General features: G+C 41.8%; 16 protein-coding genes, 1 tRNA gene and 2 pseudogenes. 9 read left to right on the forward strand and 10 right to left on the reverse strand.

Annotated elements, in window-relative coordinates; all coding sequences use genetic code 11:
* Positions 1–69 precede the first annotated feature (69 nt).
* The 3 genes from RH96_RS07045 to RH96_RS07055 all read left to right on the forward strand — a co-directional run bounded on the left by RH96_RS07045 (position 70) and on the right by RH96_RS07055 (position 3886).
* Complete coding sequence (locus RH96_RS07045) at positions 70–1176, forward strand: ornithine cyclodeaminase (protein ID WP_010199092.1); 1107 nt, start codon at positions 70–72, stop codon at positions 1174–1176.
* A gap of 249 nt (positions 1177–1425) precedes the next feature.
* Positions 1426–2385, forward strand: coding sequence for an arginase (locus RH96_RS07050; RefSeq protein ID WP_010199096.1), 960 nt, complete (start codon positions 1426–1428; stop codon positions 2383–2385).
* A gap of 97 nt (positions 2386–2482) precedes the next feature.
* Positions 2483–3886, forward strand: coding sequence for a YjiH family protein (locus RH96_RS07055; protein ID WP_010199097.1), 1404 nt, complete (start codon positions 2483–2485; stop codon positions 3884–3886).
* A gap of 458 nt (positions 3887–4344) precedes the next feature.
* On the opposite strand, the pseudogene RH96_RS07060 reads toward RH96_RS07055, so the two are convergent.
* Positions 4345–4611: pseudogene (locus RH96_RS07060) on the reverse strand (transposase); the annotation flags it as partial.
* A 292-nt stretch (positions 4612–4903) separates the two neighbouring features.
* On the opposite strand from RH96_RS07060, the gene RH96_RS07065 reads away from it, so the two are divergent.
* Both RH96_RS07065 and RH96_RS07070 read left to right on the forward strand, forming a co-directional pair.
* A complete protein-coding gene (locus RH96_RS07065) occupies positions 4904–5320 on the forward strand; it encodes a hypothetical protein (RefSeq protein WP_010199104.1) in 417 nt (138 codons plus the stop codon).
* A 322-nt stretch (positions 5321–5642) separates the two neighbouring features.
* Entirely contained in the window at positions 5643–6947 is a 1305-nt protein-coding gene (locus RH96_RS07070) for an NAD(P)/FAD-dependent oxidoreductase (RefSeq protein WP_010199107.1), read from the forward strand.
* A 70-nt stretch (positions 6948–7017) separates the two neighbouring features.
* Here the strand turns inward: RH96_RS07070 and uvrA are convergent, their stop codons facing one another.
* From uvrA to RH96_RS07090, 4 genes are all read right to left on the reverse strand, one after another.
* Positions 7018–9552 (reverse strand): excinuclease ABC subunit UvrA, encoded by a 2535-nt coding sequence (gene uvrA, locus RH96_RS07075; RefSeq protein WP_010199109.1) that lies wholly within the window; start codon positions 9550–9552, stop codon positions 7018–7020.
* 437 nt (positions 9553–9989) lie between these two features.
* Positions 9990–10373 (reverse strand): VOC family protein, encoded by a 384-nt coding sequence (locus tag RH96_RS07080; protein WP_010199110.1) that lies wholly within the window; start codon positions 10371–10373, stop codon positions 9990–9992.
* A 287-nt stretch (positions 10374–10660) separates the two neighbouring features.
* Positions 10661–11587: a bestrophin family protein gene (locus RH96_RS07085; protein WP_010199112.1), complete on the reverse strand. Its 927-nt coding sequence runs from the start codon at positions 11585–11587 to the stop codon at positions 10661–10663.
* A 117-nt stretch (positions 11588–11704) separates the two neighbouring features.
* Entirely contained in the window at positions 11705–12577 is an 873-nt protein-coding gene (locus tag RH96_RS07090) for a LysR family transcriptional regulator (protein WP_026037200.1), read from the reverse strand.
* Positions 12578–12721: 144 nt separating this feature from the next.
* Here RH96_RS07090 and RH96_RS07095 point away from each other — a divergent pair, with 144 nt between their 5' ends.
* The 3 genes from RH96_RS07095 to fghA all read left to right on the forward strand — a co-directional run bounded on the left by RH96_RS07095 (position 12722) and on the right by fghA (position 15348).
* On the forward strand, positions 12722–13039 hold the full coding sequence (locus tag RH96_RS07095) for a DMT family transporter (RefSeq protein ID WP_264623041.1): 318 nt from the start codon (positions 12722–12724) through the stop codon (positions 13037–13039).
* 207 nt (positions 13040–13246) lie between these two features.
* On the forward strand, positions 13247–14371 hold the full coding sequence (locus tag RH96_RS07100) for an S-(hydroxymethyl)glutathione dehydrogenase/class III alcohol dehydrogenase (RefSeq protein ID WP_010199121.1): 1125 nt from the start codon (positions 13247–13249) through the stop codon (positions 14369–14371).
* 143 nt (positions 14372–14514) lie between these two features.
* A complete protein-coding gene (gene fghA, locus RH96_RS07105; protein WP_192811744.1) occupies positions 14515–15348 on the forward strand; it encodes an S-formylglutathione hydrolase in 834 nt (277 codons plus the stop codon).
* Between the two features lie 391 nt (positions 15349–15739).
* Here the strand turns inward: fghA and RH96_RS07110 are convergent, their stop codons facing one another.
* Positions 15740–16657, reverse strand: coding sequence for a DMT family transporter (locus RH96_RS07110; protein WP_141629709.1), 918 nt, complete (start codon positions 16655–16657; stop codon positions 15740–15742).
* Between the two features lie 148 nt (positions 16658–16805).
* Between RH96_RS07110 and RH96_RS07115 the strand changes: the two genes are divergently transcribed.
* A complete protein-coding gene (locus RH96_RS07115) occupies positions 16806–17261 on the forward strand; it encodes an Lrp/AsnC family transcriptional regulator (RefSeq protein ID WP_010199142.1) in 456 nt (151 codons plus the stop codon).
* Positions 17262–17345: 84 nt separating this feature from the next.
* Here RH96_RS07115 and RH96_RS07120 read toward each other — a convergent pair whose 3' ends face one another.
* The 4 genes and pseudogenes from RH96_RS07120 to RH96_RS07130 all read right to left on the reverse strand — a co-directional run bounded on the left by RH96_RS07120 (position 17346) and on the right by RH96_RS07130 (position 19188).
* Complete coding sequence (locus RH96_RS07120) at positions 17346–17582, reverse strand: transposase (RefSeq protein WP_010199145.1); 237 nt, start codon at positions 17580–17582, stop codon at positions 17346–17348.
* A gap of 158 nt (positions 17583–17740) precedes the next feature.
* Positions 17741–18520 (reverse strand): transglutaminase-like domain-containing protein, encoded by a 780-nt coding sequence (locus tag RH96_RS07125; protein ID WP_010199156.1) that lies wholly within the window; start codon positions 18518–18520, stop codon positions 17741–17743.
* Between the two features lie 59 nt (positions 18521–18579).
* Positions 18580–18891, reverse strand: a pseudogene (locus RH96_RS15200) (hypothetical protein); the annotation flags it as partial.
* A gap of 218 nt (positions 18892–19109) precedes the next feature.
* Positions 19110–19188: transfer RNA gene (locus RH96_RS07130), tRNA-Ser, on the reverse strand.
* Positions 19189–19612: the final 424 nt, after the last annotated feature.

Genomic DNA, 19612 nt, shown 5'->3' on the forward strand with positions numbered 1-19612 from the left:
GACAGTTATAGTTGGTAGGATATTAATTGTCGGTTCAACAAACAATATTCATGAAAAGGAATAGAATTAATGTCGAAATTTATCGTACCACCCAAGGAAGGCGTTCCATTCGTTAGTGTACAAGCGATGGCTAAAATGATTCATGATTATGGCGTTGAGCAATGTATTACAGATCTGGTGGATGCTTTAGAGCAAGATTTTCTTCGTTGGGATCAATTTGAAAAATCTTCTCGCTTTGCTTCGCATTCCAAAGACGGTGTCATCGAGTTGATGCCAGTCAGCGATGGAGAGATGTTTGCTTGCAAATATGTCAATGGCCATCCAATCAATACCAAACGAAATCTACAGACCGTAGCGGCGATGGGTATCTTGTCTGACGTCGAAAATGGCTATCCTATTTTGCTGACAGAGATGTGTATCCTGACGGCATTACGTACGGCTGCCACATCAGCTATGTTGGCCAAACATTGTGCCCCAAAAGGCGTTACAAAACTGGCGTTAATAGGAAACGGCGCTCAGTCTGAATTTCAAGCATTGGGTATGAAAGCCATAATGGGCATCTCAGAAGTTCGTTTGTATGATGTTGATCCAGCGGCCTCGCAAAAAACGGCTGACAACCTTTCAGACTCAGGTTTGAAAGTGATTATTTGTCGCACGTTAGAGGAAGCTGTTTTGGGTGCAGAGATCATTACTACCTGTACGGCTGACAAAACCAATGCCACTATCTTACGCGACGATATAATCACAAAAGGTGTCTATATTAATGCGATTGGTGGTGATTGTCCTGGTAAAACAGAGCTGGATAGCAATATATTAATGCGAGCAGATCATGTGATTGTAGAGTTTGAGCCTCAGACACGCATTGAGGGAGAGATCCAAAATCTATCAAGCGATTTCCCTGTTACTGAATTTCATCGCATCCTCAAAGGTGAAGTGCAAGCTCGCACGTCAGCTGATGATCTAGTCGTGTTTGATGGTGTTGGTTTCGCATCCGAAGATTTTACGGCATTGGTATTTTTACGCGACTTGATCAGAAAGCAGGGAGGGTATGAGATTTTAGATATGATACCTCAGCAAGCTGACCCTAAAAATCTATATTCGGTAGTGAAAGAACATAGCAAAGATCGCAGCATAGTGACGAATGAAGCTGAATCGGTGGCTGCGGCTATGTCGTAAGTGATTAATACAATCGCTATTGATACAACAGTAATTAGTACAAAAAAATGATAAGCACTTCTCATTTTGTGTAGCGTTTAAAATCTGCATCATTTTTTTAAATTTTATCTATGTTTAGCAAGGCTCTTGGACAGTTATAGATATGTTTATTGTTTTAAATCTATCTGCTAATTTTCAAGAGCTTTAATATATAAAAATGAATTTAATTTAAATGATGTAAAAATTATTTTATTTAATAGAGACAAAATCATGACTGATATGATGAAAAATATAAGAATAGTCGAAGTTTATTCAGATATCGCAGGATATAAAAAAGGCGCCTCTTTAGGCATTGATGCACTAAAAGCATCATCGAAAGAGCTTAATGCAGATTATTTTGAAAAATTGCAATTCGACAGTATTGAGGATGATAGCAACAGTGAAGGGGAATCACAATTTGCGCATGCAAAATATGCTGATGTGATTGAACCGATTATCTCTAAGTTAGCACATAAAATAAAAGATATCAGAAATGAGAATAAATTCCCCATCGTTTTAGCTGGAGACCACTCTAGCTGCGCAGGAACGATGCATGGCCTAAAAATGGCGCATCCTGATGCTGAAATTGGTGTGGTCTATATAGACGCACACGCTGATTTTCATTCACCCTATACCAGTGGATCAGGAAACATGCATGGCATGCCTTTGGCGATGGCTTGTGCCATTGACAATCTAGAATGCCAGCGCAATGAGCTTTCTGAAAAAGAAAAAGAGTATTGGGAAAAATTGAAATTTATGGCATCTGATGAACCCTCAATCAAGCCAGAAAATGTGGTTTTTTGTGCCGTTAGAGACTATCAAGAAGAAGAGATGGATTTAATTAGAAGACATAAAATCCCTTTGTATAGCGTTGCTGAAATCACTCAAAAAGGCATCAGCTCCACAGTAGAGGAAATCTTTAAGAAACTAGAATACTGTGATCATATCTATGTCTCATTTGATGTTGATAGCGTTGACCCTTTGTATGTGCCAGGAACCGGTACGCCTGCAATGAATGGCCTGTCATACGAACAAGCCATGCAACTTAACATAGAGTTAATCAAGAATAAGAAAGTATGCTGCTGGGAGATGGCAGAAATTAATCCTTTGTATAACAATTCAAAAGATGACTCAACCAGAATATTTAAAATATTAGAAAAAGTGACGCAGTCCCTTTTAAAGAATTACTAATATTAAATATTAAAATGAGTTAAAGCATCTAGCCTACATATATTTATTACAAATATTTTTTAGGCTAGTTAAAAAATGGACTGCGGGTAACAATAATATGGACGTTATTAAATCTAGTTCTTCAAGTCAAGATGTCAGCAGTATCAGTATCAGACAATTTTTAAAATTCTTCATACCCTCTATAATAGGTTTGATGCTCTTCGTATTTCCAATTCCGTATGTAGATGGTAAATTCGTATCATATGCAGAAGGATTTACCATTCCTATCTCTGTGTTTAAGGATTATATACAAGGTTACATGGGTGACCTTTTGCCATTGTTTGTTGTAATCTCCATTATGATTACACTGTGTTGTACGTTATATACTAAAATCATGAAACCTTCAGTGATTTTAAATAATGCGTTTTTAAATAATTTACTGAACGTGACGACACCTTGGCTTATTATCAGAATGCTTGGTGCATTTTTCGTCGTAGTCACTTATTTTAAATTTGGGTTTGAGGCAATATATTCAGATAATATCGGGGGATTGATATTATATGAATTAATGCCAATACTTTTTATCGTGTTTTTCTTAGCTGGATTATTGCTACCACTACTGCTTGATTTTGGCTTATTAGAGTTTTTTGGTGTTTTATTAAGTAAAGTAATGAGACCTCTATTTGGTTTGCCCGGTAGGTCCTCTGTAGATTGTCTAACATCATGGTTGGGTGATGGCACTATCGGCGTATTATTAACTGATAAACAATTGGAAGGTGGGTTTTATACCAAAAAAGAAGCGGCCGTTATTGCTACCAGCTTTTCAGCAGTTTCGATTACCTTCTGTTTGGTTGTCATCTCTCAAGTTAAACTAGAAACTTACTTTCTCAATATGATTGGGGTGGTTGCTTTATGCGGGATCGTTTGTGCTTTAATAGTACCAAGATTACTGCCTTTATCTAGAATTGAAGATACGTATGTAGTAGAAAATAGTGATAGAGATCATGAAACCATTCCTGAAGGGAAAACGTTATTTACCCATAGTTTACATAAAGCCGTTTACAAAGCAGAAAAGAGTCCAAGCTTTTTTACTTTCTTAAAGGATGGGTTAAAAAACATTTTGGATATGTGGATCGGAATACTGCCGGTCGTTATGGCAATCGGGACGATGGGCTTAATCGTTGCAGAAGAAACGCCTGTATTTGATTATTTAGGTATGCCGTTTATTCCCTTCTTAGAATTATTGAACATACCTTTTGCAGCAGAAATGTCAAAAACCATTATGGTAGGTTTTGCGGATATGTTTTTGCCTGCTATTATCGGTTCTTCAATAGAATCAGAATTAACTCGGTTTGTCATCGCTTGCTTGTCAGTTTCTCAATTGATCTATATGTCGGAAGTAGGCGGATTGATTTTAGGAACAAAGATTCCAGTTAGTTTCTTACAGTTATTAGTGATTTTCCTATTAAGAACCATTATCTCATTACCGATTATTGCACTATGTGCTCATATGATTTTTTAATATGTCTCGTTCTAAAATAGATTGATGGTTTTCAATGAGCCAGATGCCTTATGCATCTGGCTTTTTTGTATAGTCAAGTCTATATAAATCCGCTACATCGTCATCCTCGCTAAGCATACTAATGTATAACTTGCACTCGGTTTCCTTGTATCGAAATTATATTGAACTGACTATATTAAGCTGAACATGAGTAACTCTAATGTATTTCAGCAGGTGTTCTCATATTCAAATTTAAGTACGGTCTTACCTTATTATACGTAGACTCATCAACACTCTTGACCCCTGCCGTCAAATCCGTACAGTTAAACTTGGGAGATTTTAGTTACGCAGCTTGACGATAAAAGTCAAACCACACCTGTCTTGGCGATCGATAGCCCAAACCCTTTTGAATCCTCGTCTCACTGCGAGCACAGCTCTTACCTTGCGTCAGGGCGAAGCAGTGCTTCGCTTTATCCCTCCTCATTTAGTATCTCTCGTTCCTCTTCAGCAACTTTGAGCTGTCGTTTAAGACGCTCGTTTTCTTCGATCACCGCTATGAGTTCAGGATCATATTGAGCTGTTCCTGCAAGTTTGCCTTGATTGGCTTTATTGTGCCAATTAGATAAGGTCTGCATGGCGATACCAAGCTGCTTCGCAGTCGCTGAAATATTGCCATTGTTGTCAGCGATCTTTTTAACGGCTTCAGCCTTAAATTCGTCACTGTAGGTTCTTACTTTCTTGGTCATGATAAACTCCTCATCAAGTCGTTAGTTTACCAAGTTTATCTCTACGGTTTCTTCAGCATAGCTCAATAACGTCAATGACGAACACCCAACCTTATTTATACTCTGCAATTATCTTCTATTATTACTGACATGTAAAAGTCATTTGATTCTAATGCTGGTTATCATTTCTCATAAACAATGTAAAGTAGGCGTTATAGATCAGGTAGTAAGTAACGAGCTGAATCTATAGTGCTAAAAAAACATATGATTTACAGATACTGATCTTTCAGTCAACCTTATTAGGACTAAAATAATGACTCTTTCCGTAAACAAAAACAATGTAGCCTCACTTGCTCAAGAGTCTGGTATCCAACTTATTAAAGCAGGTACTTATAAGCTAAACCAACTCGCTGGCTTACTTGAAGTTAATAACCTAAAAAGTCAAATGGCAGAAGTTAATGTCACCGATAATGCCAATGGCTTAACGGTTGGTTTTTTTGCGATGCAACCTGGTGTTGATTTTGAGTTTACTTATGAATTTGTAGAATACAAAGTAATCACTAAAGGTAAGATTGTGATGCGAGACTTACAAGGCAACAAGTATGTGGCAGAAGTAGGTGATATCTTACTATTCACACCTAACGTGACGGTTATATTTGATGGCGAAAGTGATGGTGAGGCAGTTTATACCGCACATCGCAGTGCTGATAACATGTTTGCACCTAAGTAAAATTTCAGGCTTATTATGAAAAATACATGATGAGCCTGTTAACTGATTTCATGGTTGTTAATAACGATTTGAACAAGTCATCTGCCTTTGATCTATTGAGGAGGGCAGATACATCAAGTACTCACGATTAAGCTTCTAATATTCATGATTGTGATGGCCATAAGCTCACCATTTCCTGCCACACAAAAGCCTGATTGATGATTTTAGCTTTCATGAATCTCACCTCATAATGACAGCAGTCTATTAGTTACTCTGGTTTTCATAACCTACCTTGCGACTAGACTGTCAGTTATTTGAATATGTTATTGTCTAGGACAACGTTATGAACATAATCACACCTAAAATTGTCGTTATTGGCGGCGGTGCTGGTGGTTTAGAGCTTGTAACCCAATTAGGACACAAGTTGGGAAAGAAAAAGCAAGCCGATATATTATTAATAGATAAAAACCGTACCCATATTTGGAAACCGTTACTGCATGAAGTCGCGACAGGCTCTATTGATTCTGATTTAGATGGTGTGGTGTACTCGGCGCATGCTGCTCAGCATAATTACCACTTTCAGCTGGGGGAATTTGATAATATTGATCAAAAAACTAAAACCATCACTCTTGCTGCACTGTATGATGAATCAGGTCATACTATCTTGCCGGAACGCCACGTGCACTACGATCATCTTGTTATTGCCATTGGCAGCATAAGTAACGACTTCAATACCCCTGGGGTGAAGGAAAACTGCTACTTCTTGGATTCAACTCAGCAAGCTCAACGTTTTCAGCATTCATTGCTTGATGGTTTTACGCGTCTTCATCAAGATGATAACCAGCAGCAAGCGCTTAATATCGCCATTGTTGGTGGCGGTGCAACGGGAGTAGAACTTTCAGCTGAGCTGTACCATGTGTCTAATCTATTAAAGCTATACGGCTTGACAAATATGTCGCCGAAACGTTTACACATCCATTTAATTGAAGCGGGACCACGCATTTTACCTGCCTTGCCTGAGCGTATTGCGTCGAGTGCTAAGCGCGAATTATTGAAACTAGGTGTTCATGTGCGTGAACATACACAGGTGAAAGAGGCGACGAAGTACGGCTTTGTTACGAAAGATGATGAGCAGATTGAGGCTGATATCATGGTATGGGCGGCAGGCGTAAAAGCCCCCGATTTTATTAAAGATTTGGGGGTTTTTGAGCTTACTTCTAATAATCAAATTCGGGTAAATAAATTTTTACAAAGCACGGTTGATGACAGTATCTTTGTATTAGGCGATTGCTGCGCCTTCACCCAAACCGATGGTAAACAAGTGCCACCGCGCGCGCAATCTGCACATCAAATGGCAAAATGTGTTGAAAAAAATATAATTGCAACGCTAAGAAAGCAGCCACTACGAGGTTTTACCTATAACGATTATGGGTCACTGGTTAATCTATCACGTTACGGTACTGTGGGAAACTTAATGGGTAATCTCACCAATAACAGCTTTTTCATTGAAGGAAAGATTGCCCGTTTTATGTACATATCGCTCTATTGCATGCATCAAATATCTATTCATGGTGCCTTCAAGACATTTGCTTTATGGATCAGCGAAAAAATACTACGCATAGGTCGTCCAAAGATCAAATTACATTAAGCAAAACGACAGCGATAAACTGATTATCGCTGTCGTTTTTTGCACTGTCATAAGAGGTTTGCGACGGGCACTAGAAGCGCATGAAAGGTGCAGTTCGGCTGGTCTTCGACTCAGCGACTGTTTCAGGTAATCCTTGCGCCACGATAAGGCCACCTGCATCACCTGCACCAGGGCCAATATCAATTACCCAATCACTATTACTAGCAACCTGCATGTCGTGTTCGACCATGATAACGCTGTTACCGGCATCAACAAGTCCATTCAATTGCGCCATCAACATCGAGACATCTTTTGGGTGCAAACCCGTTGTTGGCTCATCTAGGATATACAGCGTATCGCCGCGCTGCGTTCGCTGCAATTCAGTGGCAAGTTTAATACGTTGGGCTTCACCGCCAGATAGCTCAGTTGCTGGTTGGCCAAGTCGTAAGTAGCCAAGCCCGACTTGTAGCAAGGCACTTAATGCTCGCAAGATAGCAGGGTCGTCTGCAAAGAATTCATAAGCTGATTCAACCGTGAGCGCCAGCACATCGGCGATGTTTTTGTCACGATAAGTGATTTCTAGCGTGTCCTCATTGTAGCGCTGTCCGTGACAGGCTTGGCAAGGCGAATAGACGCTAGGAAGAAACAGTAGCTCGACACTCACAAAGCCTAAGCCTTCACAATTAGGACAACGACCTTTAGTCGTGTTGAATGAAAAACGCCCTGCGTTGTAACGACGAGATTTTGCCTCGCTCGTTGACGCGAATAGCTTACGGACATGATCAAACAGTCCGGTATAGGTAGCAAGGTTTGAGCGCGGCGTACGCCCAATAGCTTTTTGATCGACGGTTACCAGTCGTTTGACATCATCCATACCCTCAATGATTTGTCCACCGGTTGGCGTCTCCAACTCTTGCTCAAGTAGATCGGCTTCGCCAGTTGGAGCTTCAACCGTTTGTTTTTGTCCTAGAGCCTCATAAACGAGCTCTACCAAAGCTTGACTCACTAGACTCGACTTGCCTGAACCTGATACACCCGTGACAGTAGTCATCACACCCAATGGAAAACCGACATCCAGCTCTTGTAAGTTATTACGCGTAATCCCTGTAAGTTTAAGCCACGCTGTCGGCTCTCTTGGTGTGCGTTTTACGATAGCGTCAGTGCTGAACAGATAGCGGCTGGTATGCGAGTGAGTCACGTCGCGCAATCCCTCTACAGGACCACTATAAATCACCTCGCCGCCATGAGTACCCGCATTGGGGCCAACGTCTATGATCCAATCAGCGTGTCTGATGACGCTCACATCATGCTCGACGACAAACACTGAGTTACCAGCGGCAATGAGCTCATCTAAGGCACTTAGTAATGCTTGGGTATCTGCCGGATGAAGACCAGCGGAGGGTTCATCTAGTACATAAACCACCCCAAAAAGTTGTGAGCGAATTTGAGTGGCTAGGCGTAAGCGTTGTAGCTCACCAGGAGATAGTGTCGGTGTGGTGCGCTCAAGTGATAAGTACCCCAAACCCAATAGGGTCAGTGCTTTTACCCGAGATAAAATATCACTGGCAATGCGCTGAGCGACGATAGCCTTTTCACGATTTGCCATATTGTCAGTTGGGACTTTATTGGCCGCAGTCTCAAGCTTGCGCGCCAGTTCGATAAAGGTCAGTTGCGACAGCTCCCCAATATCGAGTCCTGCGAACGTAACGGATAGTGATTCTTTTTTCAGTTTTTTACCATCACATTCCGGACATACAGAGATTTGCATAAACTGAGAAACGCGCTTTTTTGTCAATGGGCTCTGAGTAGTGGCAAAAGAATGCAGTATGAAGCGCTTTGCACTCGAAAACGTGCCCATATAGTTGGGCTTTTCGCCGCTCTCAATCGCTTTTCTTACTTGCTCAAGGCTGTATTCAGGGTAGACAGGAACGGTTGGGGTTTCATCTGTAAACAAGATCCAATCGCGGGTTTCTTTTGGCAGTTTATGCCAAGGCGTGTCAATATCGTAGCCGAGTGACACCAGTATGCGGCTTAGGTTTTTGCCTTGCCACGCTGGTGGCCATGCTGCGATAGCACGCTCTCGAATGGTTTTGGTGTTATCAGGTACTAGTAACTCTTCGGTGACTTCAAACACGCGGCCAATACCAGAACAAGTAGGACAGGCACCCTCAGGTGTATTTGGCGAAAACGCATCGCCATACAATATCTCTTGACCGGTAGGATAATCTCCAGCTCGTGAATAGAGCATGCGTAGCCCGTTTGAGATAGAAGTAACACTGCCTACTGATGAGCGCACTGAGGGCGTACCTCGTTGTTGTTGTAGAGCAACTGCTGGCGGCAGACCTTCTACCATATCAACATCAGGCTCATCAACCTGATCTATCAATCGACGCGCATAAGGGGATACTGAATCTAAATAACGACGTTGTGACTCAGCAAATAAAGTGCCAAAAGCAAGTGATGACTTACCTGATCCTGATATACCGGTAAAAACAACCAGTGCATCACGAGGTAAATCTACATCGATATTCTTTAAGTTGTGAACGCGAGCTCCCCTGACTCGAACACTGTGGTCAGTGTCACAGAGAATGTCTTTATTGATATGTTTATTGTTATTGGTGGCCATAAACAGGCGACTCCTATTGAATTGTATTTCTTGATTTTAAATATATTTGGATTTTGCTCATTGACGTTTGCAGTCATGGATAAGTGTTATTTATCTATTGATATTCTTTATAAAAGGTTGAAGGTAATAAGAAAGATCTTAATGTTTTTTTGCTATTGCAGAGCCTATGTTTAACGTACACAGTACGCGGACTCACATAAATAAACAAAATATCAAGTGTCACAAAATTGATTTTAATGACAAAAGGGTCCTGCAAAATTTGCAGGACCCTTTTTACGGTAGTATTGATACTAATATTAGTGGGTACGAACGAGTGGTCCGTAATACTACTATAGTCAATCCACTATAAAAGCGTTACAGCGTTAACCTCGCTTGAGGTATTAAATATACATCTACACTCGGTTGCCTTGTACCACTTTTAAATTGAACCGACTATATTATGCTTCTTTGAAGCAATAAACGGCAAGCTTATTACCATCCAGGTCACGAACATAAGCCGCGTAAGCGTTAGGTGCCCAATCGCGTGTACCAGGTTGGCCTTCATCTTGAGCACCAGCGCTCAATGCTGCTGCATGAAATGCGTCAATAGCAGCGCGACTTGGTGCTTCAAAGCTCACCATATTGCCATTACCAACACTAGCTGGCTTACCGTTATTAGGTTTCATAACAAATAACGATGGTGCGTCTACGCCCCATATTGAACCATTATCACCTAGGTCAGCAATGCGTTTAAGCCCTAGAATCTCTAAAACGTTGTCATAGAATGTACGTGCTTGATTAACATCGTTAGTGCCAAGGGTAACGTGAGTAAAAATGCTCATGTGTTGTTCTCCAGTTGTGGATGATTTTTTATCAATAGTTTTTCTATCGAGTTGCAACAAGTTTGCCGCGTTGTCTGTCGATGGAAACCATCATACGTTATTCCATATAAAAGATAATGGGTCTAAAAAGAAAATAACTTTTACCATAAGGTAATAATTATTTTCTTTTTAGAAGCGCGTATATCCACTCATGTTTGAGCAATGCCATTATTTGTTCTGTCACCATCAATACTGTTTATATAACTACTCAGCCAGAGACTTAAGGCTAACTGCTTACGCAAAATAATTTACTGTAAGTAGCCATTTTTAGGTTGTATATCAGGTGGCAGCTCAGTTTCTTCCAGAGCTTCTAATAGATTTATCTCTACGGTACGCGACATGGCACTCAGTGGTAGATTGTTAGCGGCTAAGCCAAAAGGCGATTCCAACTCCTCACTAAGAGCATCTAGACCAAAAAAAGTATAGGCGATCACTGCACAGACAAACGGGGTAGCCCATCCTAGAGAAGAGACCAAACCAAAAGGCAACATAAAGCAATATAAATAGGTCGTACGATGCACCAACAGGGTATAGGCAAATGGTAATGGCGTATTCTGAATGCGTTCACAGGCAGACAATACCACAGTCATAGATGTCAGCCTTTCGTCCATGCTTTGCACTAAAAACTCTGATAATAATCGCTCACGACGACTGTAACCGACCTTTTTACCCATCAGCCGCAGCAGGTACTCGGGCAGGTTTTTTGCCTGACGCATGCTGACGTGGTGCTCAGGTTCTACAAAGCGATCAACGTCCTGCCAAGGTACAGTGTCACGCAGTCGATGGCGCAGAGCATGAGTAAAGGCGATGGTTAGGTGAATCATACGGCGCTGGGTTTGCCGTCCAGTCTCCGTTTCCTCATCCATAAACGAAATCACTTGGCGGGCTAAGCTGCGAGCATCCACTATCAATTGACCCCATTGGCCCCTAGCTTCCCACCAGCGTTGATAGCTGGCATTGTTACGAAAGCCGAGGAACAATGATAAAGCAACCCCTAGCAAGGTGAAGGGAGCTGTACTATAAGAAGAGAAGAAGCCTGGAAACCAGTACTGGACGCCTGCTATCAAAGTGCTAAGCAAGGTGGTGAGAAAAATCTGAGGATAAATTTTTGGTAGGATAGAGCCGCGCAAGGTAAAAAACAGCTTGAGTGCGTTCGGTTTTTGCTTGACGATCATGTCAGCCTCCTAATGATCGAGTTGGTTAGAGTAGTGTGCAAGACCTACAAGTAATTAGATGATTTATCTTTCGAGGTGCGAGGCCTTAAAGTATGGGTAGTTCTTACTATCACCCAGTTAGGGTTTAGATAAATGTGCTGCTAAATAATCTAGTAGCAGCCTAATTTTTGGCGACAAATGGCGATTATGAGGATAAACGGCCCAAATACCTTCTTCAGGTTCTCTAAAGTTATCCAATAAGCTGACAAGCTCCCCCGACTCTAAGTGCTTTTGTACGTAATAATCAGGTAGCTGCACAATACCCAAGCCCTTTATAGCCGCATCGACTAAACTATAACCGCTGTTATAGCGCACTCTACCTGCCACTCGAATATTTTTCTCTTTACCCGATTCTTTAAAGTGCCAGTAGTCTAGCGTACCCAACAAACAGTTATGTTGACCAAGCTCGGTTAGAGAATGCGGTATGCCGTATTTTTCAATATAAGAGGGCGACGCGCAGACAAAATTAGTGCGACTACTGAGCTTTTTTGCCATCATGGTCGAATCACGAAGCTTTCCGATGCGAATGGCCAAATCATAGCTGTCTTCAACCAAATCAAGCTGTTGATTACTCAGAAGGGCAGTTACTTCAATATCATCATATTGCACCATAAAGTCATTCACCAATGGTATTAATTGTCGCTCTCCATAAGTGACAGGAGCTGTCAGTTTAATCATGCCTTGCGGTTTTGATTGCAAGTGAGTCACTGCTTGCTCCGCGGCATCCAGACCATCAAGTACCCCACGGCAGTGCTGATAAAAAACATTACCTTCTTCTGTTAATGAGACCTTACGAGTCGTTCGATAGAGCAATTTAATATTGAGACGTTGCTCTAAGGCGCTTACCTGTCGACTCACTTGGGCGGTCGAGATGCCTATTTTTTTTGCAGCTTTCGTAAAACTCTCGTATTCAGCCACGTAAACGAACTCACTGATACCATCCCATTTCATCATTATTACCTATATGTAAAAGATACTTTCGAATATAGCATATTATCATCTAATCAGAAATAGATATAATACAAGCACAAATTCAAAAGAGCTCCAGTTCATTGTAACTAAGCTTGCTAATATAAGAGGTGAAAGATGAGTTGGATGTTTCTTTTTTTTGGAGTAGTCGCAGAAGCTTTGTCTCATGTTGCATTAAAGGAGACAGATGGCTTCACTAAGCCGTTAGCAAGTATGTTAGTTCTATTAGGACATCTGGCTGCCTTTGTTTTTTTAGGACAGGCAATGAAAGGAATGCCGGTTGGTATTGTTCATGCATTGTGGGCAGGACTTGCAATAGTGACAGTAACGGCATTATCGTCTGTTATCTACCGACAACATCTCGATTTGAGCACTTGGATCGGCATGGGGTTGGTTGCAGTAGGCGTTGCTACCATTAGCCTATCACAAGGGCATAGCCATTGATTTAGAGTGGCAACGCGTGGCCCTAAATCTTTCTAATTAGCTCTATTAGCTGAGGCTAGAAGATAATAGAAAGTCAGTAGAATACCCTTATCACAAAGTGATAAAGTAAATAGAGATCAAATTTTTCGCTCAGCTCAACATGGTGTTCTAGAAATATGTCTGAGTTGAACAGGGACAACAATCAACTAACCAAAAAGAGAGACTCTTATGTCAGATAAATTTATTAAATCGAAAGCCGCCATTGCTTGGGGGCCAAATCAGCCGCTATCTATCGAAGAAGTGGATGTCATGCTGCCGCGCAAAGGCGAAGTATTGGTAAAAATCATCGCTAGCGGCGTTTGTCATACCGATGCCTTTACCTTATCTGGTGAAGACCCAGAAGGCGTATTCCCAGCGATTTTGGGTCATGAAGGTGGTGGTATCGTTGAGCAAATTGGTGAAGGCGTGACCAGCGTCCAAGTTGGTGACCATGTTATTCCGCTATACACCGCAGAATGTGGTGAATGTAAAATGTGTACCTCAGGCAAAACCAATTTGTGTTCAGCCGTGCGCGAGACCCAAGGTAAAGGTCTGATGCCAGACGGTACCACGCGTTTTTATAAAGATGGTCAGCCAATTTACCATTATATGGGTTGCTCAACTTTTTCTGAATATACTGTCTTGCCAGAGATTTCATTGGCTAAAGTCAATAAAGAAGCCCCATTAGAAGAAGTTTGCTTGCTAGGTTGTGGCGTCACGACTGGTATGGGTGCGGTCATGAACACTGCAAAAGTCGAAGAAGGTGCTACGGTCGCTATCTTTGGCATGGGCGGTATTGGGCTGTCAGCGGTCATTGGTGCTGCAATGGCAAAAGCCAGCCGCATCATTGTGATTGATATCAATGAAAGCAAGTTTGAGTTAGCCAAAAAACTGGGCGCAACTGACTGCATTAATCCAAAAGATTATGACAAACCAATTCAGGAAGTCATCGTTGAGCTAACCGATGGCGGCGTTGATTATTCGTTTGAATGTATCGGTAACGTCGATGTGATGCGTTCGGCGCTAGAGTGCTGCCATAAAGGCTGGGGCGAGTCGGTTATTATCGGCGTGGCTGGTGCAGGTAAAGAAATCTCAACCCGTCCATTCCAGTTAGTGACTGGTCGTGTCTGGAAAGGTTCAGCATTTGGCGGCGTGAAAGGTCGTACGGAATTGCCAGGTTATGTTGAGCGCTATCTAGCGGGCGAAATCCCATTACAGGATTTCATTACTCATACGATGGGTCTTGATGACATCAACGAAGCCTTTGACTTGATGCATAAAGGCGAAAGTATTCGTACGGTTATTCATTTTTAAGAATGAATCATCATGATCTTTTTTAACAAATGATCGGTCATTTATAGGTGATTAACATTAAGTAGTTATGTTGTCATGATAACAGTGCTGTCTCTTTGCGGGGGCAGCATTTAATGTTTTAACAGAGGTGTTTTAGTATGTCCATAGAGAATATTAGTGTCAATAAAAGTTTTGGTGGCTGGCATAAGCAGTATAGCCATCATTCAAAATCATTAAATTGTAGTATGCAGTTTGCTATTTACTTGCCGCCTCAGATGGGCAGTGGTACAAAAGTCCCTGTCCTTTATTGGTTGTCAGGCTTGACCTGCACAGATGAGAACGTCATGCAGAAGTCTGGGATACAGCGTATTGCTGCAGAATTGGGTATCGCTATTGTCGCCCCAGATACTAGCCCTCGTGGTGAAGATGTTGCTGATGATGCAGCCTACGATTTAGGTCAAGGGGCAGGATTCTACATTAACGCCACTGAGATGCCTTGGAGCAAGCATTATCAGATGTACGATTATGTAGTCAACGAGTTGCCTGAATTGATTGAAGCGTCGTTCCCTGTATCAGACAGGAGAGCGATTGCCGGTCATTCAATGGGCGGTCTTGGTGCGTTAAACATTGGCATGCTGAATCCAGAGCGCTATAGTTCAATATCCGCTTTTAGTCCTATCAGTAACCCTGTGAATTCTCCATGGGGACAAAAAGCCTTTACTGCTTACCTAGGTAAAGAGAAAGCCAGTTGGCTGAAATATGATCCTAGTGAGCTCATAAAAAAAGCAACCCACTGTATCCCTATTAAAGTGGATCAAGGTGCGTCTGATAACTTCCTTGTAGAGCAGCTCAAGCCAAAAGTTCTACTGGCGGCGGCAGAATCAAATGATTACCCTTTAATGTATCAATTGCATGAAGGCTATGACCATAGTTACTACTTTATCGCCAGCTTTATTGAAGAACATTTGCGCTTTCATGCCAAGCATTTGAATCAGTAAATTGCAAAACTGATTAAATATTTTTAGCTAACCGTAACACTATTACTGATAGTGTTACGGGACTTATTTCGAGTATGGTAGCTATACCATTACACCGTATAGGCAAGGCATATTGTTTTCAAAGGGTTTGCGTTATAACTGTAGATCATATGCCTTCAAAGGAAACTCTAATCATCATGCATTTACTCCAAAACAAGATTAAAATTTTTAGCACACTAGGGCGTGTCCTCAATTCAATTGATCCTATCTAAACGGGCTAAAAATGGCTAAATTTTGCCAAACATCGTTAAATAGCTGGTTAATATCCTGATATTATCTGCGCTATTTTCCTCGTCTGACTGCAATTTATCTCATTTTTATCTTCATTTTTAAAATGAGGACATGTCGTTATTTATTTCGCTCGATTAGACAAAATGACACCAATTGTGCTTAACACTATGCCACATATCATTGTGATTGACAGAAGTTCATTGAGGATTAACGCTGCGAGTAATGCGGTTAATCCGGGAGAAAGCGAGCCAAGCAATAAAGAGCGAATAGAACCAAGTTTATTGACCGCATAAGAAAATCCAATGGTTGAGATAACACCGACGCCAACGCCTTGTACTAAGATAAAAGGTAGAGCGTCGTCAAAAGAAATCACCCCTAGATTTGTCTTCAAAATACCAGATAGTACCATCACCAATGTCACAAAAAATGACGTATAAGAAAGTACGATAGCAACAGCTATTGGACTCAATTTCGTGTTTTTTAAGCCTAAGGTGTAACCCGCCCAAACCAGACTCGCTATCAGTAAAAAGGCTGCACCATGTAGAAGACTGTCAGGTATTGACCTTGCATTCCCGACAATCATAGTGGCTATGCCAAAGAGAATAAGAAGAAATGCCAAAAATTTACTTAACGAGATCCGTTGGCGATAAAAAATAAAGGACAAGAGTGCGGCAAAGAATACTGGCGTCCCTGTCAAAATAGTGCCAACGTAAGCTGCAGGAGCAGTGCTCGCGCCAAAAGTGGCTAGCAAGAGAAAAGGAACACCGCCAAGCATAATAAACGTGATATCAGACCATCTAATATTTTTGATTTCATTCAAACTAGACAATACCCATGGCGTCAATAAAAGTAGGGGCACGCTAAATCGAATTAACATGACATCAGCAATGCTTAACGACGACGCACCAACAGCTCGAACAGTTAATGCAAAGCCTGACCAGATAAATAACACAATAATCATAGCCACATAGCCTTTCATTAGCGGCGACATTATGAATAAGGGTTTTTTACGTGGTGAGGACTGAAATACTGTATTCATATTGATTACTTATGCTTATATTTAAAAACCAATTATCAACCAAAAGCCACGCCTTTATCTCTGTTTATTGATTGCAATTTCACAGTTATTTGATGGATAATGCTAAATAACTGTGAAATTTTGGCTGAAAACGCTAGAGAGATAATCTATGGATAAAATTGATCGTCATATTTTGGAAGTGCTTCAAAAAGAAGGCCGCTTATCAACGGCTGAATTAGCTGAGCGAATAGGGTTGTCACCCTCACCTTGTGCCAGACGCTTGAAACGTTTAGAAGATGAGTTTTATATAGAGGGCTATCAGGCGAACGTAAACAAAGCTAAAGTTGGTATTACGATGAGCTTTTTTGTAGAAGTTAGTCTGAGTAACCATCAAGAAGAATCAATTACAGCCTTTGAAAAAGCGTTATCTGAGATGGATGAGGTGATTAATGGACATGTTGTTTCGGGCTCTTACGATTATTTATTAGAGGTGGTAAGCCCAGACCTCAACGGTTATGAAGAATTTACTCGTAAGTTACATAAGCTTACTAGCGTTAAAGACATACATACCCACTTATCAGTTAGACAAGTGATCCATAAAACGACATTGCCTACTTTTATGTGATTTTTTTTGAGTGCAATCCAGTTCGCTAAACTATATGTCAATTGAGCTATTCTGAAGAAATTGTAGAAACTAACATGGGAGGTTTTAATCAGACAGCTCGATCATAATGACCCATGCTGTCGATGAACGAATATACCACTTTGAAAATGGGTTTAGAGACTGAATGGAGATCAGTCCTAAAAAGGCAGCAGCCTGAGACGCTTTAGTAAAGTTTTTATCGTGCATGAGAGACAACATCTGTCTTGAGACAATAATACCGATGCCGTTACTCGTTTGTAGCAGATCTTGGTCTTGCTTATTCTTGGATACGCAACATGGCATGACTAATGTGTCCTTGATCCGTTGAACGAAGACCTTGATCCGCAGGGTGAAGAACGTGAAGAGCGCGAAACCGATTGAGCAAGACCACTGCCGCACCCCTCCTGTTATGGCGGCGGTCAGTGTCTTAATCGCAGGCCCTCATGCCTAGGGTCAGGATCCTAAGCTTGTCTGCTCACGGATACCGATTGGCTGACCAATTCTATGGATCCGAACGAGGTTAAGAACGCGACGCTGGATGCATCAGATCCAACACCGATGCGGGCCATCGTATCGGCATCTGCCATGCCCGTCGGATCAATGAGGTGCCAGCTTCCCCCGAGATAGACTTCGGCCACGGCATGGAAGTCCTGTGGCGTCACATCAGGCGCATAAACACTCGCGAACCTAGCTGGTATCGACGACGCACGCGCTAGTGTCACGAGAACATGCGCGAAGTCACGGCAGACGCCCTGACGTTGAACAAAGCTGTCGAGCGCGGTGGTTTGTGCGTGGCTCGATCCGGGCACATAGCTAAACGCCGACTCGATCCAATCGCGCATCGCGGCAATCCGTGCGCCGCTGGCGAGATCGCCAAACTCGGCGTCCACGAAGGCTTGGAACTCGTCTGACGGGCAATAGCGAGATGGCATCAAATGTTTGATCGTCTCTCCGGGCAAAAGGTGGAGTGGCGTTTGGGGCAGTGCCGATATGTCCAAGATAGGACGGTCAACGGCAATTTCTGCGATGTAAGTGCAGCTAAAATCCCCTTCGGCGCGGATCCAAATCCGCTCTCCTATGCCATCATCGGCGGCGACCCGTGAAAAATGCGCAACGTCTGATGTCCAAATCTCGGTCGAACGCACCCGCTGATCCGCAAGATCGGCGGCTTCGATCTGAAGTAAAAGGTCCATTGGCGCGGAGAGTCGATAATGGAGTTTGACGTTAAGTTTCAGGATCATGTTCGAACTCCCTAAGGGTGGTGATCTGGCGGACTATATTAGAGACTGGTTTACTTAAGTCAATCAGCAATGCCTGACAGGGTTAAATTATCATAATACCGCTTTTCAAACTCAAAAGGCGAAACATAATCAACTGCACTATGCAGTCGGGCTTTATTAGACCTGAGAAACGTTAAAAATAGATTAGTTATCGATTTAGCTTTGCAAGACGAGAGCTATGCTCGAAGTACTATCCATTCAAGGGCTGCCAGTTCAACATCGTTCACCGCATGTTACTGTTCTTTTAGGTACTTAATCACCTCAGACTTATATAGCCCGTTGATGATTTCAGCCAAGGCATTGTCGTATGAATCGCCTATTGTGCCACTTGAGAGTGTTTTAAATAATTTAGGGTAGAGGTCGAAAGTGCTACTCTGAAAGATAGGCGAAATAGAAAGCAGGCACAACTTAGGCACACCTGTTTTTTAATGACGTTCGATGAGAGTGCCGAAAAAGAAAATTTGAATCTACGTATAGTTTCCTTTCCCGCTACAGCCCATATTTCACGGACAAAAAAAGCCCCAATCGTTAGACTGGGGCTTTCTAAATTTGGTAGGCATAAGCAGACTCGAACTGCTGACATCCTCTACCATGTCAAGGTAGCTCGACCAACTGACTTCAACAGACCCTAATGTAAATTAATATTTAACTCGTAATTAGGCACTGCCATTTGGCAGTATTTTTGACTGCTACTCTGTCCATAATATCTTAGGTGATAGTTGGTTTTTAGCCATTTATAACGGTCAACTATCTTATTTTAAGGCAAAAGTATTTTTTGCTAGTCGTATATTATTGTCTAATTCATATTTATGTAACGCCGCTAAAAACCAAGTTAACCAGATTGGATGCTGAGCTTGAACAATTGCGAGATCCTGCTCAAGTTTTGCAAGAGAAGCATCTGATGGCACTGACAGAAGGGGAAGTTCAAAGTTAAATCTTAGATACCGTTAGAAACATACAGCGGTATCTTCTATATCTCTACCAAGTTGTTCTGTTTATCTTTCATAAATCATATAGCCTCACATGGTTCAATATGCGCTTCTATAACGCTAC

The organism is Psychrobacter sp. PAMC 21119 (genome assembly GCF_000247495.1).
GTDB classification, from domain to species: Bacteria; Pseudomonadota; Gammaproteobacteria; order Pseudomonadales; family Moraxellaceae; genus Psychrobacter; species Psychrobacter glaciei.

What these genes read in the sequence shown, in the direction of transcription:
- RH96_RS07065 (WP_010199104.1), top strand. Translation starts at nt 4,904, where the DNA reads ATGACTCTTTCCGTAAACAAAAACAATGTAGCCTCACTTGCTCAAGAG.
- RH96_RS07050 (WP_010199096.1), top strand. Translation starts at nt 1,426, where the DNA reads ATGACTGATATGATGAAAAATATAAGAATAGTCGAAGTTTATTCAGAT.
- RH96_RS07045 (WP_010199092.1), top strand. Translation starts at nt 70, where the DNA reads ATGTCGAAATTTATCGTACCACCCAAGGAAGGCGTTCCATTCGTTAGT.
- RH96_RS07115 (WP_010199142.1), top strand. Translation starts at nt 16,806, where the DNA reads ATGGATAAAATTGATCGTCATATTTTGGAAGTGCTTCAAAAAGAAGGC.
- uvrA (WP_010199109.1), bottom strand. Translation starts at nt 9,552, where the DNA reads ATGGCCACCAATAACAATAAACATATCAATAAAGACATTCTCTGTGAC.
- RH96_RS07085 (WP_010199112.1), bottom strand. Translation starts at nt 11,587, where the DNA reads ATGATCGTCAAGCAAAAACCGAACGCACTCAAGCTGTTTTTTACCTTG.
- RH96_RS07125 (WP_010199156.1), bottom strand. Translation starts at nt 18,520, where the DNA reads ATGATCCTGAAACTTAACGTCAAACTCCATTATCGACTCTCCGCGCCA.
- RH96_RS07100 (WP_010199121.1), top strand. Translation starts at nt 13,247, where the DNA reads ATGTCAGATAAATTTATTAAATCGAAAGCCGCCATTGCTTGGGGGCCA.
- RH96_RS07090 (WP_026037200.1), bottom strand. Translation starts at nt 12,577, where the DNA reads ATGAAATGGGATGGTATCAGTGAGTTCGTTTACGTGGCTGAATACGAG.
- RH96_RS07095 (WP_264623041.1), top strand. Translation starts at nt 12,722, where the DNA reads ATGTTTCTTTTTTTTGGAGTAGTCGCAGAAGCTTTGTCTCATGTTGCA.
- RH96_RS07120 (WP_010199145.1), bottom strand. Translation starts at nt 17,582, where the DNA reads ATGCCATGTTGCGTATCCAAGAATAAGCAAGACCAAGATCTGCTACAA.
- RH96_RS07080 (WP_010199110.1), bottom strand. Translation starts at nt 10,373, where the DNA reads ATGAGCATTTTTACTCACGTTACCCTTGGCACTAACGATGTTAATCAA.
- RH96_RS07110 (WP_141629709.1), bottom strand. Translation starts at nt 16,657, where the DNA reads ATGAATACAGTATTTCAGTCCTCACCACGTAAAAAACCCTTATTCATA.
- RH96_RS07070 (WP_010199107.1), top strand. Translation starts at nt 5,643, where the DNA reads ATGAACATAATCACACCTAAAATTGTCGTTATTGGCGGCGGTGCTGGT.
- RH96_RS07055 (WP_010199097.1), top strand. Translation starts at nt 2,483, where the DNA reads ATGGACGTTATTAAATCTAGTTCTTCAAGTCAAGATGTCAGCAGTATC.